Source organism: Microbulbifer pacificus (genome assembly GCF_033723955.1).
In the GTDB taxonomy this organism is placed as follows: domain Bacteria; phylum Pseudomonadota; class Gammaproteobacteria; order Pseudomonadales; family Cellvibrionaceae; genus Microbulbifer; species Microbulbifer pacificus.
This window is the reverse complement of sequence record NZ_CP137555.1, coordinates 2,632,006-2,647,284: the sequence shown is the minus strand read 5'-3', so window position 1 is coordinate 2,647,284 and position 15,279 is coordinate 2,632,006. Positions and strand designations below refer to the sequence as shown.

Sequence of the window (15,279 nt, the reverse complement as noted above, 5' to 3'; positions counted from 1 at the left end):
GAGATTCAGGACATGAACCAGATGAGCACCGAATTCAAAGATTTCAAGGTCGCCGACATTTCCCTGGCTAACTGGGGCCGCAAGGAAATTGAAATTGCCGAGGGCGAGATGCCCGCGCTGATCACCCTGCGCGAAAAATACCGCGCGGAACAGCCGCTGGCGGGCGCCCGCATCATGGGCTGCATTCACATGACCATCCAGACTGCGGTGCTGATCGAAACCCTGGTCGCGCTCGGTGCGGAAGTGCGCTGGTCTTCCTGCAACATTTTCTCCACCCAGGATCACGCCGCTGCCGCCATCGCCGCGCGCGGCATTCCGGTGTTTGCCTGGAAAGGTGAAACCGAGGAAGAGTACGAGTGGTGTCTCGAGCGCACCATCGGCGCCGATGTCGCCGGCTGGCAGCCCAACATGATCCTGGACGACGGCGGTGACCTGACCGAGCTGCTGCACCGCAAGTACCCGGAACTGCTGGACAAGGTCCATGGCATTTCCGAAGAGACCACCACCGGTGTGCACCGCCTGCAGGACATGCTGAAAGCCGGCACCCTGAAAGTACCGGCGATCAACGTCAACGACTCCGTCACCAAGAGCAAGAACGACAACAAGTACGGCTGTCGTCACAGCCTGAACGACGCCATCAAGCGCGGCACCGACCACCTGCTGTCCGGCAAGAAAGCACTGGTGATCGGTTACGGTGACGTGGGCAAGGGCTCCGCGGCATCCCTGCGTCAGGAAGGCATGATCGTGAAGGTCACCGAGATCGATCCCATCTGTGCCATGCAGGCGTGCATGGACGGCTACGAGCTGGTGTCCCCGTTCATCGACGGCGTCAACACCGGCGATGCGTCCTGCATCAACAAGGACCTGCTGGCCAACACCGACCTGCTGGTGACCACTACCGGTAACGTCAATGTGTGCGATGCCAACATGCTGAAAGCACTGAAGAGCGGCGCGGTGGTGTGCAACATCGGCCACTTCGACAACGAGATCGACACCGCTTTCATGCGCAAGAACTGGGAATGGCAGGAAGTAAAACCGCAGGTGCACAAGATTGTGCGCAATGCGGAAACCAACGATCACCTGCTGCTGCTGTCCGAAGGCCGCCTGGTGAACCTGGGCAATGCCACCGGCCACCCCAGTCGCATCATGGATGGCTCCTTCGCCAACCAGGTACTGGCCCAGATTCACCTGTACCAGGAAAAATTTGCCGACCTGCCGGCGGACCACAAAGTTTCCGCGCTGTACGTGAAAGTACTGCCGAAGCAGCTGGACGAGGAAGTGGCCAAATACATGGTGGAAGGCTTCGGTGGCGTGATCACCCGCATGACCGAAACCCAGGCCAAATATATCGGCGTTTCTGTTGACGGCCCCTACAAGCCGGAAAGCTACAAATATTAATTGACCCTTGTTTGCTGGATGCCGGCCTGCGCCGGCATGACGCCCACCGTCATCCCGGACTTGATCCGGGATCCAGGAAGCCCGAGGGAATGGAACTGAATAATGAGCGATTTAAGAATCAGTTTTGAGTTTTTCCCGCCCAAGACCGAAGAGGGCCGGGACAAACTGTACAAGACCCGCGAAGAACTGCAGGCGTTTACCCCGGCGTTTTTCTCAGTGACCTACGGTGCCGGCGGCACCACCCGCGACACCACCGCAAACATTGTCTGCAACCTGCGCCGGGATGGTGTCTCCATTGCACCGCACCTGTCCTTTGGTGGCGACAATGAGGAAACCGTACTCGGCCTGCTGGAACGCTACAAGGAATCCGGTGTGGACCGCATCGTGGCGCTGCGCGGCGATATGCCTTCCGGTATGGGCTCGGTCGCACAGCTGGTGTACGCCAACGAACTGGTGGCGTTTATCCGTCGCCACACCGGCGATCAGTTCCATCTGGAGGTGGCGGCCTATCCGGAAATTCACCCGGAAGCAGACAGCTACGATGCCGACATCCGTTTCCTGAAAGGCAAGTTCGAGGCCGGTGCCAACAGCGCGCTGACCCAGTACTTCTACAACCCGGACGCCTATTTCTATTTCGTCGACCAGTGCGAAAAGGCCGGCATCGACGCGCCGATTTACCCGGGCATCATGCCGATCACCAACTTCACCAACCTCGCGCGCTTCTCCCGCAATTGCGGGGCGGAAATTCCGCGCTGGCTGAAGTACCGCATGGAGAGCTACCGCGATCCGGAAGACGTGAAAAAACTCGGCCTGGAAATCGTCACCGACCTGTGTGAAACCCTGCTGGAAGGCGGCGCACCGGGGCTGCACTTCTACACCATGAACCAGGTGGCGCCGAGCGCGGACATCCTGCGCGCACTGGGATTCCAGGAAAGCGCAGCCTGATCTGGCCACACAAATCCAATAAAAAAGGGGCAATTTGCCCCTTTTTTTGCTATCTAAAGGGGAAATAATTTTAAAACTCACCGACAGGGAGTTGTCCATGGCCGATCGTCCCCTCGTACCCGCCGACCAGGTGATCAGTGAAATCACCATCAAGGCGCTGATCCTCGGCGCCATACTGTCGGCGGTGCTCGCCGCCGCCAATGCCTATATCGGCCTGCTGGTCGGTCTCACCGTCTCCGCCTCCATTCCCGCCGCCGCCACCTCCATGGGGCTGCTGCGTCTGTTCCGCCGCTCCACCATTCTCGAAAACAATATGGTGCAGACCTCTGCCTCCGCCGGCGAATCCCTGGCCGCGGGGATCATCTTCACGCTACCGGCACTGGTGATGATGGGGGCCTGGAGCGGTTATCACTGGGGCACCATGACCATGATCGGGATTCTCGGCGGGGTACTCGGGGTCGCGTTTACCATCCCGCTGCGACGGGCGCTGATTGTGGAGACGGATCTGGCGTTTCCCGAGGGCGTGGCCACCTCGCAGGTGCTTAAAACCGGAGGCGTTATTACCGACAAGGACCACCCGGAGTACCACCCCAGCGCCGAGGCCAAGCGTGGCTTTCGCGTATTGCTCGCGGCTGCCGGGCTCGGCGGCCTGATCAAGCTGTTGGAATCCGGTATAGGCCTGCTGGCCGGCAGTGTCGCCACCACCAAGAGCTGGCTCGGTGGCAAATGGCTATTCACCGGCGATATTACCCTCAGTCCCGCCCTGCTCGGTGTGGGCTATATCGTCGGCCTGAACGTGGCCGCACTGGTGTTTATCGGCGGTGTTATCGGGACGCTGATCGGGGTACCCCTAAACTGGCTGATCAACGGCGACGAGCTGATGCAACTCGCCGGTGTCAGCGGTGATATGACAAGCTGGAGCGCTGAGGACTGGGAAAATCTCGCCGGTACCTCCTGGCAGCAGTGCCGGCGCATCGGTGTCGGCGCGATGATGGTGGGCGGGGTATGGTCGCTGATTACCCTGGCCAAACCGCTGGTGGACGGCGTCAAGGCATCCCTGAATGCCCACCGCCAGTCCAGAGCCGGGGAGGTGCCGCTTCGCACCGAGCAGGATATGCCGATTCCCTATGTGGGCCTGCTGATACTCATTTCCGCGGTGCCGCTGTATTTTATTTTTCTGTACGCGCTGGACGGATACCCCGAGCGCTACTGGATCGCCGCGATCATGTCCGGCCTGATGCTGGTGCTGGGTTTTGTGTTCGCCTCGGTGGCCGGTTACATGGCGGGCCTGGTGGGCTCCAGCAACAACCCGATCAGCGGCGTCACCATTGCCACCGTTATTGTCTCCGCACTGATCCTGCTGCAGCTGATGGGCAACGAGGGCATGGCCGCCAAGCTCGGCCCGATCGCGGTGATGTATCTCGCGGGCATGATTTGCTCTGCCGCCGCTATCGCCGGCGACAATATGCAGGACCTGAAGTGTGGACACATACTCGGTGCCACCCCCTGGCGGCAGCAGGTATTCCAGATTATCGGTGTGCTCGCGGCGGCCGGCGCGATTCCGTTTGTGCTGTCGATACTCGACCAGGGTTACGGTATTGGCCGTGTGAGCCCGCTCAACCCCGAAGCGACGCCGCTGTCTGCGCCCCAGGCGAGCCTGATGCGCGACCTGTCCACCGGCATTTTCGGTGCGGGAATCGAGTGGAATTACATCTTTATCGGTTTCGCTCTCGCGGTGGTGCTGATCCTGCTGGATCAATACCAGAAGCGGCGCGGTGCCGAGTTCCGCTTTCCGGTACTCGCGGTCGCGGTGGGCGTGTATCTGCCACTGGGGCTGTCGATTCCGATTTTCCTCGGTGGGCTGCTGGCACACTGGCAACAGAAACGTCGCGGCACCCCTGAGGCGGAGGGTAATGGCCTGCTGTTGGCTTCGGGCCTGATCACCGGCGAGGCGTTGATGGGCGTGATTGTCGCGGTGCTCGCGGTGAGTGCACCGGGCAAGGTGCCGTATCTCGGCGACATCGCCCTGTCTTCGTGGCTCGGGTTGGCCGGGTTTGCACTGTGCTTCTGGTACCTGGCCAAAAAAAGCTGAGAGGGAAAGCTTGCACGGAAAACTGAGCGCAAAGCAGGTCAGTTTTCCTTGTTCAATCTCTCCGGTTTCGCTTTATCACGGTTCAATTTATTGCGATCCAGGTGCACATTGATTGGCTTGCCGGCGTAGTCCACTACCCGCACCACCAACCGGCGATTCTGCTCCCGCCCTTTCGGCGTGCTGTTGTCCGCAACCGGATCGGAATCGCCCAGCCCCGCGGCCTCCACCCGCTCGGCGCTGATGCCGCGCTCCAGTAAGAACTGCCGCACCCAGCTGGCGCGCCACTCCGACAGTTTGCGGTTTTTGTCCTGATCACCGGCGTTGTCCGTGTGGCCCTCAATCACGATTTTCAGCGCGGGGAAATCCCGCATGATCACCAGCAGCGCCTCGATATCGCCGAGGGTATCCATCTTCGGCGCAAAGCCGCCGGGCTCGAAATCCACATTCAATACGAACAGTGCACCGTCCCTGCGCTTCTGCCCCATCAGGTAGCGCACCATATCATCGCCAAATGGCTCGGACTCGCGCGCGATTTTTTCGCCGAGCCCATTGCTCACCAAATCGCGCGGATCAAGGGTGTATTTCCGGGTCGGATCGGGACAGCCGCAGAGCAGCAGGGCGGGAATAACCACCAGTATCGGCGCCCAGCGGGGGCGCTGCCGGATATCGGGCATGGGGCCGGCTCCTCTTTAGTTCAGATGGCAGGCGTCCGGCGGATTGTAGGATCAGGCGCTGTCGTTCCGTAGAAACTTGCGTGCTGGTTACCCGCACCAAAGGAGCCAGAAGAAAAGACCAATGCAAGGAGTGCCAAAGTGCCCGTCAGCCTATTTCTGACAAGATCCGCTGCACCTTACTCTTGCAACACTACGCCCCGTCTGCGCGGGGCTATCTCCACGGGCTCCACGGGAGATCGCCATGAACAAGAACATCGTTACTACGCTTGGTGCCACCGCAATAGGACTAGCCGTCTTTGTCAGCACAGCGGTAATTCAGGCCCAGCAGATTGTCACTGTCGACCCAGGCGATGCCTGGCTGGACGCCAGCGCGGGGTATCAGGAAAAGGTGACTTGGCGGGTGGCGAGCAAAGGCGGTGCAGCCTCGCCGCGAGGCGTGTTCGTGAACCTCGACAATAATCAGGAACTGGCGGTGGTGGACCAAATTCTCGAGTTTAGCGGAGACCGGGGGGAAATAACCGAACTGGTGCAGATCTCACCTGTGCAGGCGCGCAGCTGGTACGCCAAGGGTGTGCGGCGGGTCGGCTATCGCCGGGTGTTTGCCGGTGCCGCCGGCAGCCTGTCCAACCATATCCTGTTCGATATCGACGCCGGTGGCCGCCTGGTGCAGGTAGAGGCCTCACCCGCAATCCAGACGGCCAGTGGCAAATCCCGGAAGCTGATGATGGCCTGGAACCTCAACAGCGATGTCGGCGAGATCAATGCCTATTCGGTCGCGGGCCAGTTCGTAGTTGGCGACCAGGTTGTGTACGAGGTTTCACAGCCGGTGATGGCGGAGGTGGGCAAGCCACTGAAGGAAACCGTGGAGTTACCGCCGGGGCTGGTAGACGAGCTGCTGTCCCAGGGTATTTATGAACTGCGCTACACCCGCACGTTTGTCGACGACAAGAACACGCGGCGCAGCGCTTCGGTGCTGGTGCGACTGACCCAGTAACGCCTGGGGAATCGCTACGTTTTCCAGCGATTCCCTAGAAATAATCCACCAACAACTGCATATCATTGATGACCCGCGCACCTTCGGCTTCCAGCTGCCGCGCGCGCGCGCCGTTGTGACTGTAGCCGATCACCGGCATGCCGGCAGCCACCGCGGCCTTTACCCCGGCGATGGAATCTTCCACCACCAGGCAGTGCTCGGGCGCGATGCCGAACTGGAGTGCGCTGTGCAGGAACAGGTCGGGCCACGGCTTGCCGCGCCCCACATCGTCGGCGCTAAAGATGCGCCCGGCGAAATAATCCCACAACCCGGTTTTATTCAGGGTGATCTGCATTTTTGCATGCGGCCCGGAGGAGGCCACGCAGGTTTGCAGATCGGTAGCCTTTAATTTCTCCAGCACCTCGTAAATACCCGTCACCGCTTCCAGCTCGCTGTGGAAGGCCTCGCGGATACGGCTCTCGGTGGCATTGAAATAGGATGTTGGCAGTGGGCCACCATAGCGGATTTCAATATCGCGAATGCAATCCTGTGACGGCCGGCCGCTGAACTGTTCATCCAACTCCTCGGCGGTCGCCGGCATGCCGAGTTTTGTCATTTCCTCGGCCAGCACCCGGCAGACGATGGATTCACTGTCCACCAGTACGCCATCGCAGTCGAAAATCACCAGCCGGGTATTTGAATAGGGATTCAACATCGAATATTCCGATTTTTTTCTGTCAGCTGGCGGAGATCAGCAACAAACCGATCAACACACCAACGGCGCCGGCCACACGCACCAAATTTTCGTTGCCGTGGACGATACCCAATACAAACTCTCGCGTGCGCTCGTAACCGGATTGCAGGGCAAAGGCACCCACCACGATCAGGAGAATCCCCAGCACATTGAACAGGGTACCCCAGCTGCGGGTATCTGAAATTGCCAGAAAAATCATACCGATCACGATCCGCGCCCAGGCGGCAAAGTAAAACAGCTGCGGATTCATACGCTCGCCGATATCGCGGGCGATCTGCGGTTTGAGAATGATGAGAATCGACATCACGGTGATGGCGGCGCCGATCAGCCAGACAAGTGCTTTCATAGTGTGCTCCGATTAAAAATCGCCCCATTGAAATTGCAGCACCGATAGCGCGGCTACCGGTGCAGTTTCCGTACGTAATACCCGCGGTCCCAAACGCAGCGGGTGGAATCCCTGCCGCAGCGCCAGTTCGATTTCTTCCGCGGAGAGCCCGCCCTCGGGGCCCACCAATAATAGCGCGGCGTCTGGCCGGCCCGCCTGCTGTTCCAGTTCCACCAGGGTGGAATCGGTGCGGTGGTGCAGCACGAGCTTCAACGCGGCGGCGTCCTTGGACTGATCCAGATACTGGATGAATTTCTGTGGCGACAGGATTTCCGGCACGCGATTGCGCGCACTCTGTTCGCAGGCGCTGATGGCGATCTGTTGCCACTGGCTGAGCTTTTTCTCCAGGCGCTCGCCGCTGAGCTTAACTTCACAGCGCTCGGTAAACAGGGGCTGGATAGCGGTCACCCCCAGCTCGGTGGCCTTCTGGATCACCCAGTCGAAGCGGTCGCCGCGGGAGATGCCGATGGCGAGGGTAATGGCGAGTGGCGACTGGCGGTCGTCCTCGGAGTGGGCACCGATTTTCACCAGCGCCTTTTTACCCGCATCCAGCAGCTCCGCCTCGTATTCACCACCCTCGCCGTCAAACAGGATCAAAGGGCGGCCGGGGCCAAGACGCAGGACTTTAACCAGATGGCGGGAGGCCGCTTCATCCAGCTGAATTTCGGATTTACCCGCCAACGGCTCGGCGGAATAGATACGGGGAATACGCAAGGAAATTTCCTGATTCGCGGAAAAGAATTGCGTGAAGGGTAATACAGGCGGGGAAGAAGTTGTAGGCGGTATCGACAAGAGTGAAAGCGAAGGGCGTTCGGTGACCCTGTGCGGAACGATTGCCGATGAGGTTGTGGAGCACAGGGCCACCAAATGGCCGCCACTGTGCTCCGCAATTTCCTCAGACTTTCTCGAAACTCACTGGCAGTTCATCGGCAATCTTGTCGCCTTTGACCTTGATGCGGATGGTCTCGATGACCTTGTACAGGTTCGGCACCAGCAGCAGGGTGACGAAGGTCGCACAGAGAACGCCGAACGCCAGGCTCACCACCATCGGGATCAGGAACTGCGCCTGGATCGAGCGCTCGAACATGATCGGCAACAAGCCCACGAAGGTGGTCAACGAGGTAAGGATGATCGGGCGAAAGCGGTCGCGCCCCGCCTGCACCACCGCATCCATCACCGCCATACCCTCGGCACGCAGCTGGTTGATGCGATCCATCAGTACCAGGTTGTCGTTCACCACCACGCCGGCGGCGGCGAGGAAGCCGAGCATGGACATGATGCTGATGTTATAGCCCATCAGCAGGTGGCCCAGGATCGCACCGAAGAAGCCGAACGGCACCGCGGTGAGGATCAGCAGCGGCTGCGAGTAGGAGCGGAAGGCAATCGCCAGCAGTCCGTAAATCGCGAAGATCGACAGGAAGAAGAACGCCACGATCGAGGTGCCGAATTCCTCTTCTTCCTGCATCTCACCGGCGGTCTTCAGGCTGAAGCCGGGGAACTGGCTCTCCCATTTCTTCAGGTTCTTGTCACGCAGCTCCTTGAGGATCTCGTTCGCCGGAGAAGTACCGGGGATCAGTTCCGCGGTGACCTGCACCGTACGCTCGCGGTCATTGCGGCGAATGGTGGTGTAACCCGGAACGTAGACCGCTTCGGCCACCGCACTGAACGGGATTTCACCGTCGTTGGTACGGACGCGGATACGGTCGATCTGGTCTTCACTGGTGCGCTCTTCCTGCGGGTAGCGCACCATTACGCGCACGTCCTCGCGGCCGCGGGGAATGCGCTGGACCTCTTCACCGTAGAAGCCCTGGCGTACCTGCTTGGCGACGTCGGCGAGGCCGATCCCCATATTGGTGGCATGGGGCTTCAACTGGATCTCGATGTCCTGACGTGCAGCGATCAGGTTGTCACGCACATCGTAGACACCGGAGAAGCTGTTCAGGGCCTTTTTCACCTCGTCGGCCGCGCGGCGCATCTCGTCCATATTGCCGGAGGCGGTGCTGAGGTTCAGTGACATACCCTTGCCACCATCGTTGATGGTGTGCTGGATATTCATCTCTTCCACGCTGGCGGGCAACTTGCCCACGTATTCACGCCACTTGAGCGCCAGCTGTTCGGAGGTCACATCCCGCTCTTCACCGTCGGTCAGCTGCAGCAATACCAACACATTGCCGCGCCACAAGAACGCCATGGTGTTCTGTACGAACTCCTTGCCACCGTTCAGCGCCAGCATTTCCGGGTCTTTCGCCAACTGCTCGCCCGCGCGCTCGAACTGTTCCAGCACGCGCTTGGACTCGGCAAACGACTCGCCCTGGGCCATGGTGGTGCGGAGTTCCAGCAGGTCGGACGGCACTTCCGGCGAGAACGCCTTGCCGATATAGCCACCCGCAAACAGCGCGAACGACAGGATCAGCGCCATGAAAAAGACCATTACCGTGGCGCGGCTGTTGGTCAGGGTTTTTTCCAGCAGCGGCAGGTAATACTTGTCACCCGCGGCCTTCATGCCCGCCGCGAACTTGCCGCGCACTTCCTGCATCTTTTTACCGAACCCGGAGGTAGCCGGTTTTTCCGGTTTCAGGCCCACAAGGTGCGCCGGCAGGATCAGCAGGGACTCGATCAGCGAGAAGCTCAGGCTCAGCAGCACCACCACCGGCAGTGACATCATCATCTGCGAGGTGTAGCCGGGCAGGAACAGCATCGGCACGAAGAACACCATGGTGGAAACCACGGCGAAAATCACCGGTGCGGAAATATTCTTCACGCCCGCTTCCGCCGCCTTGAGGCCCACCTCACCGCGGTCGTGGGCGGCGTGCACCGCCTCACCGACGATAATGGCGTCGTCCACCACGATCCCGAGAATCATCAGGAACGCGAACAGCGACAGCATGTTCAGGGTGATGCCGGTGACCGGCAGCAGCCAGAAGGCGCCCATAAATGCAGTGAAAATACCGATGGTCACCCACACCGCCAGTGCCGGGCGCAGGAACAGCATCAGCAACACGAACACCAGCAACAAGCCGGTGACCGCGTTCCAGAACAGCATGCTCATGCGGCTTTCGTAGGCGTCGGAGAAGTCGAACCAGGTTTCGAATTCCATGCCCGGGGGCAGGGTCTCGCGGGTCTCCTTCATGAATTCGCGGATCGCCTCGGCGGTGGCCACCACGTCCAGCGGCTCCCCCTGCATCACCCGCAGGTTCATCGCCGGCTTGCCGTTGAAGCGGATGACGGAACCCTCTTCCTCGAAGCCGTCGTTGATGGTGGCCACGTCGCGCAACAGCAACTGGGTGCCGTCGGCGCGACTCAGTACCGGAATGCGCGCAAAGTCTTCCGCGGTGTAGGCCTGACCGCGGGTCTGCACCTGGATGTCGCCGCGGTCGGAGCGCACGCGACCGGCGGGCAGATCCAGTGAGGAGCGACGCACGGCGCTGGCCACATCGTCGAACGACAGGTTGTAGCGGCGCAGGTCCACTTCGGAGACTTCGATGGAAACCTCATCGGCGCGCTCGCCCCACACATCCACACGGCGCACGCCGGGCAGCAGCATCATCTTGTCGCGCAGATCCAGCGCAGTCTCTTTCAACTGGCGCGGGGAGACGGGACCGCCGATGGCGATCATCATCATCTGCTGTTCCCACTCTTCCAGCGCGATTACCGGGCGCTCGATATCCGCGGGGAAGGTGTTGATGGAGTCCACCTGCACCTTGATGTCATTTAGCAGGCGCAGCTCGTCGTAACCGTCCACCGCCTGGATACGCACGGTGCTGTGGCTGCGGGCGGACCAGGAGTTGATCTCCTTGATGCCCTTCACTTCGGCAATCGCCTGCTCCACCCGCTGGGTGACCTGCTGCTCCACTTCCGCGGGGCCGGCACCGGGGTAGCTGATATCGATCTTGACCACGCCGGGGTTGATGGCCGGGAATACCTCGCGGCCGATATGCATCATGCCGAAAATCCCGCCGATGATGATCATGAACATCAGCAGGTTGGCAGCTTTACTGTTGCGGACGAACCATCCGATGATGCCATCCATGATCAGTGCGCTCCCTGTGCGGATACGGTGGTGCTGCCGGAAGCTTCCTCGGCGGATTCTTCAGCGTCGTTATCCACAGGCGCTTCATTACCCAGTATCAGGCTGGAGGTGGGCTTTTCATTCAGTGGGTTGGGCGTCAGCACCATGCCCTCGCGGGAATAGCCGAGGCTCGAAACCACAATCTTGTCGCCGGTAGCGATTTCACCGCGCAGCCACACCTGATCACCCACCGCCTGCAGCAGCTCCACGCTTCTGAAGCCCAGCTGGTTTTCCTCGTTCAGCACCAGGACATGGCTGCCCTCGTGCAGCGCCTGGCGCGGCAGCAGGGTGATGTCGTCATAGGTCTTGCCGGCAACCTGCGCTTCCACAAACAGGCCGTTGATCAGCGGCGCGTCGCCCTGGTAGGGGTTCTGCACCTGGGCCACGGCGTAGACGAAACGACTGTTGGGATCGATCGCGGCCTCGGTGCGCACGATCTGTCCGCGCCACTCGCGCGGCTCGCCGGCGAGGTTGGCGGTCATGCGCACCGCCGGGCCATTCTCAATGGCGCGACCCAGCGGCAGCTCCAGCAGGGACAGCTGGTGGTCGGTCAGCGGCAGGCGCACTTCCGCAACGCCGGTGCTGTGAATACGCGCGAGCTTGGTGCCAGGGGAGACAAACTGGCCGATATCCACCAGGGTTTCCACCACGCGGCCGGCAAACGGTGCCTTCACCCCGGTGCGCTCCAGGTCCAGCTTGGCCTGGTCGCGGTCCGCCTTGGCCGCGGCCAGCGCGGCTTCCGCCGCCGCCAATTGCGGCTTGCGCAGGAACAGGTCATTGGCAGCGGTAGTGCCCAGATCGCGCCACTCGCGCTTGGCCTGCTTTGACACCCCCTGCTCCTGGGCTAGGGACGCCGCGGCGGCGGCCACCTGGGATTCAGCGCGGGTCAGCTGGTGACGGTAGTCCGCCGCCTCAATCTGCAGCAGGGAATCGCCCTGCTGGAAGAAGCCACCGGGCACGAAAGATCCGCTCACGCTTTCAATCACACCACCCACACGGGCCACCACTTCAATCTCGTGGCGCGCGTGCACCGAGCCCTGGCTGGGCACCAGCAGGGTGTGGCGGCCGGGATTTGCAAAGAGGATGTCCGCCACCGGCGGAACCGCCGTCTCGGCAACTTTTTCCTCAGGTTTCGGAGCCATCAATATCACTGCGGCTACCGCAGCGATACCTGCTAAAACAACGATCCCTAAAACTTTGTTTTTGCTTGTGCTTTTCTTCGTTGGATTCACAGACGCGTCCATTGATCAAAATTTAACTAGCCGGGCATTCTACAGGTGTTGTGCGACATTGGAACTGTCCTCGGGTGCAGGCCGTCGCAGCAGAATGCGATTGACCGCAAACGGACACCGTGAGCAATTTTTGCGGCGCAATTTCCACGCCTGTCAATGTTGGTCAGCGCTCCCGCTTGGCCCATAATGGCCGCCGAATTTTCCGGCCAGCACCCGCAGTTGGACTCTCATCGTCCATCCGCTATCGCTGCCAAAGCTCAATTGCGCGCCCGTATTTGCGACCGGGCCCGGCGCTGCCGTCGAACCGTGAAACTCCGAGGATGTAAATAACAAGATGTTGGATATCAACGCCCGTATCGCCGAAGAACTCAACGTGCGTCCACAACAGGTGGCCGCCGCCGTGGGACTGCTGGACGAGGGTGCCACCGTGCCCTTCATCTCCCGCTACCGTAAGGAAGTGACCGGCGAGCTGGACGACACCCAGCTGCGCACCCTGGAAGAGCGCCTGCGCTACCTGCGCGAAATGGAAGATCGCCGCGCCGCGATCCTGAAAAGCATCGACGAGCAGGGCAAGCTGACCCCCGAGCTCGCCGCGCAGATCAACGCCGCCGACACCAAGAACCGCCTCGAAGACCTCTACCTGCCTTACAAGCCCAAGCGCCGCACCAAGGGCCAGATCGCCATCGAAGCCGGCCTCGAGCCACTGGCCGATGCGCTGTTCAGCGATCCGACCCTGAACCCGGAAGAGGAAGCGCAGAAGTATCTCAACAGCGACAACGAAGATGCCGCCCTGCACGTCAAAGACATCAAGAGCGCGCTGGACGGTGCCAAGTTCATCCTGATGGAGCGCTTCGCCGAAGACGCCGAGCTGCTGGGCAAGCTGCGCGACTTCCTGAGCCGCGACGGTCTGGTCAGATCCAAGCTGTTGGACGGCAAGGAGGAGGAAGGCGCCAAGTTCCGCGACTACTTCGAATACGCAGAACCCTTCGCCAAGGTACCGAGCCACCGCGCGCTGGCGATCTTCCGCGGCCGCAATGAAGGCATCCTCGCCATCAATCTGGGCCTCGAGGGTGACGAAGAGCGCACCCCGAGCCAGGCCCACCCGTGTGAAGTGATGATTGCCCGCCATGTGGAGATCGAGGACCAGGGCCGCGCCGCTGACAAGTGGCTTGGTGAGGTGGTGCGCTGGACCTGGCGTATCAAGCTGCTCACCAGCCTGGAAACCGACCTGCTGGGCCAGCTGCGTGAAATGGCGGAAGAGGAAGCCATCAAGGTGTTCTCCCGCAACCTGAAAGACCTGCTGCTGGCGGCGCCCGCCGGTCAGAAGGCGACCATCGGCCTCGACCCGGGCCTGCGCACCGGGGTGAAAGTTGCGGTGGTGGACGCTACCGGCAAGGTGCTGGACCACACAGCGATCTACCCGACGCCGCCGCAGAATCGCATTCAGGAATCCGCGGCGATCATCGCTGCCTTCTGCAACAAATACGATGTGGGTCTGATCGCCATCGGCAACGGCACCGCAAGCCGCGAGACCGACAAGTTTGTCGGCGACACCATCAAGCAGTACAAGCTGACCGCACAGAAAGTGATGGTCAACGAGGCCGGCGCCTCCGTGTACTCCGCTTCCGAATTCGCCGCCAAGGAATTCCCGGATCTGGACGTGACCATTCGCGGCGCCATCTCCATCGCGCGCCGTTTACAAGATCCGCTCGCCGAACTGGTGAAGATCGACCCCAAATCCATCGGTGTCGGCCAGTACCAGCACGATGTATCCCAGTCCCAGCTGGCGCGCTCCCTGGACGCGGTGGTGGAAGACTGTGTGAACGGCGTCGGTGCCGAGCTGAACTCCGCCTCCGCACCGCTGCTGGCGCGGGTGTCCGGCCTCACCGCCTCCATCGCCGCTAACATCGTGACCTACCGCGACCAGAACGGAGCGTTCAGGAGCCGCGACCAGCTGAAAGAAGTGCCGCGCCTCGGGCCCAAGGCGTTCGAACAGGCCGCCGGCTTCCTGCGTATCAACAACGGCGAAAACCCGCTGGATAAATCCGGCGTGCACCCCGAATCCTACATCGTGGTGAAGCGCATCGCCGAGAAAAACGGCCGCGAGATCAACAGCCTGATCGGCGACTCCGCGTTCCTGCGCAAGCTGAATCCGGCGGACTACACCGACGAGAAATTCGGCCTGCCCACGGTGAAAGACATCATCGCGGAACTGGAAAAGCCCGGTCGCGACCCGCGTCCGGAATTCCGCACCGCCAAGTTCGAAGACGGCGTGGAAGAGATCAAAGACCTGCGCCCGGGCATGGTGCTCGAAGGAACCGTAACCAACGTCACCAACTTCGGCGCGTTTGTGGATATCGGTGTGCACCAGGACGGTCTGGTACACATCTCCGCGCTGTCCGAACGATTCGTCAAGGACCCGCACGAGGTGGTCAAGGCCGGCGATATCGTCAAGGTGAAAGTGATGGAAGTGGACGTGGCACGCAAGCGTATCGGTCTGTCCATGCGCATGTCTGACGAGCCCGGCGAACAGGGCAGTGGCGGTGTGCAGAAAGGCGATCACCGCGAGAGCCGCCAGGCGCAGCGTCACAACAACAAGAGCCGCCAGCAGCCCGCCGGCAACGGCGGCCGCGGCAGCATGGGTGACCTGCTGGCCGCAGCGATGAAAGGCAAAAAATAACCGGCCGCGCAAGCAAAAGGGCGGTCTTCGGACCGCCTTTTTTCATTCAAGGCCGCAAAACTATTCCTATAAAAAAA

Annotated in this window: 11 protein-coding genes; 5 read left to right on the top strand and 6 right to left on the bottom strand. The window is 60.9% G+C overall.

The features are described 5' to 3' along the window. Positions 1-12 precede the first annotated feature (12 nt). The 3 genes from ahcY to R5R33_RS11365 all read left to right on the top strand — a co-directional run bounded on the left by ahcY (position 13) and on the right by R5R33_RS11365 (position 4,435). Positions 13-1,398, top strand: coding sequence for an adenosylhomocysteinase (ahcY, locus tag R5R33_RS11375; RefSeq protein ID WP_318952820.1), 1,386 nt, complete (start codon positions 13-15; stop codon positions 1,396-1,398). 102 nt (positions 1,399-1,500) lie between these two features. After that, positions 1,501-2,343, top strand: coding sequence for a methylenetetrahydrofolate reductase [NAD(P)H] (gene metF, locus R5R33_RS11370; protein ID WP_318952819.1), 843 nt, complete (start codon positions 1,501-1,503; stop codon positions 2,341-2,343). Positions 2,344-2,440: 97 nt separating this feature from the next. Continuing rightward, positions 2,441-4,435 (top strand): OPT family oligopeptide transporter, encoded by a 1,995-nt coding sequence (locus tag R5R33_RS11365; RefSeq protein ID WP_318952818.1) that lies wholly within the window; start codon positions 2,441-2,443, stop codon positions 4,433-4,435. A gap of 38 nt (positions 4,436-4,473) precedes the next feature. Here the strand turns inward: R5R33_RS11365 and R5R33_RS11360 are convergent, their stop codons facing one another. Next, positions 4,474-5,109 (bottom strand): OmpA family protein, encoded by a 636-nt coding sequence (locus tag R5R33_RS11360; RefSeq protein WP_318952817.1) that lies wholly within the window; start codon positions 5,107-5,109, stop codon positions 4,474-4,476. A gap of 241 nt (positions 5,110-5,350) precedes the next feature. On the opposite strand from R5R33_RS11360, the gene R5R33_RS11355 reads away from it, so the two are divergent. Further along, entirely contained in the window at positions 5,351-6,103 is a 753-nt protein-coding gene (locus R5R33_RS11355) for a hypothetical protein (protein WP_318952816.1), read from the top strand. 34 nt (positions 6,104-6,137) lie between these two features. Here the strand turns inward: R5R33_RS11355 and R5R33_RS11350 are convergent, their stop codons facing one another. From R5R33_RS11350 to R5R33_RS11330, 5 genes are all read right to left on the bottom strand, one after another. Then, the gene (locus R5R33_RS11350; protein ID WP_318952815.1) at positions 6,138-6,797 is read right to left on the bottom strand and encodes an HAD family hydrolase; all 660 of its coding nucleotides are present in this window, start codon (positions 6,795-6,797) and stop codon (positions 6,138-6,140) included. Between the two features lie 22 nt (positions 6,798-6,819). Beyond that, a complete protein-coding gene (locus R5R33_RS11345) occupies positions 6,820-7,182 on the bottom strand; it encodes a hypothetical protein (protein WP_318952814.1) in 363 nt (120 codons plus the stop codon). Positions 7,183-7,194: 12 nt separating this feature from the next. Further along, positions 7,195-7,935: a 16S rRNA (uracil(1498)-N(3))-methyltransferase gene (locus R5R33_RS11340; RefSeq protein ID WP_318952813.1), complete on the bottom strand. Its 741-nt coding sequence runs from the start codon at positions 7,933-7,935 to the stop codon at positions 7,195-7,197. Between the two features lie 181 nt (positions 7,936-8,116). Then, positions 8,117-11,251 (bottom strand): efflux RND transporter permease subunit, encoded by a 3,135-nt coding sequence (locus R5R33_RS11335; RefSeq protein WP_318952812.1) that lies wholly within the window; start codon positions 11,249-11,251, stop codon positions 8,117-8,119. Positions 11,252-11,253: 2 nt separating this feature from the next. Beyond that, positions 11,254-12,432, bottom strand: a complete 1,179-nt coding sequence (locus R5R33_RS11330) for an efflux RND transporter periplasmic adaptor subunit (protein WP_318952811.1) — start codon at positions 12,430-12,432, stop codon at positions 11,254-11,256. Positions 12,433-12,856: 424 nt separating this feature from the next. Between R5R33_RS11330 and R5R33_RS11325 the strand changes: the two genes are divergently transcribed. Next, positions 12,857-15,202, top strand: a complete 2,346-nt coding sequence (locus tag R5R33_RS11325; RefSeq protein WP_318952810.1) for a Tex family protein — start codon at positions 12,857-12,859, stop codon at positions 15,200-15,202. The last annotated feature ends 77 nt before the right edge of the window (positions 15,203-15,279 follow it).

Excerpts from the sequence above, each read along its gene's own strand:
- ahcY (WP_318952820.1), top strand. The coding sequence starts at position 13 with ATGAACCAGATGAGCACCGAATTCAAAGATTTCAAGGTCGCCGACATT.
- metF (WP_318952819.1), top strand. The coding sequence starts at position 1,501 with ATGAGCGATTTAAGAATCAGTTTTGAGTTTTTCCCGCCCAAGACCGAA.
- R5R33_RS11365 (WP_318952818.1), top strand. The coding sequence starts at position 2,441 with ATGGCCGATCGTCCCCTCGTACCCGCCGACCAGGTGATCAGTGAAATC.
- R5R33_RS11360 (WP_318952817.1), bottom strand. The coding sequence starts at position 5,109 with ATGCCCGATATCCGGCAGCGCCCCCGCTGGGCGCCGATACTGGTGGTT.
- R5R33_RS11355 (WP_318952816.1), top strand. The coding sequence starts at position 5,351 with ATGAACAAGAACATCGTTACTACGCTTGGTGCCACCGCAATAGGACTA.
- R5R33_RS11350 (WP_318952815.1), bottom strand. The coding sequence starts at position 6,797 with ATGTTGAATCCCTATTCAAATACCCGGCTGGTGATTTTCGACTGCGAT.
- R5R33_RS11345 (WP_318952814.1), bottom strand. The coding sequence starts at position 7,182 with ATGAAAGCACTTGTCTGGCTGATCGGCGCCGCCATCACCGTGATGTCG.
- R5R33_RS11335 (WP_318952812.1), bottom strand. The coding sequence starts at position 11,251 with ATGGATGGCATCATCGGATGGTTCGTCCGCAACAGTAAAGCTGCCAAC.
- R5R33_RS11330 (WP_318952811.1), bottom strand. The coding sequence starts at position 12,432 with ATGGCTCCGAAACCTGAGGAAAAAGTTGCCGAGACGGCGGTTCCGCCG.
- R5R33_RS11325 (WP_318952810.1), top strand. The coding sequence starts at position 12,857 with ATGTTGGATATCAACGCCCGTATCGCCGAAGAACTCAACGTGCGTCCA.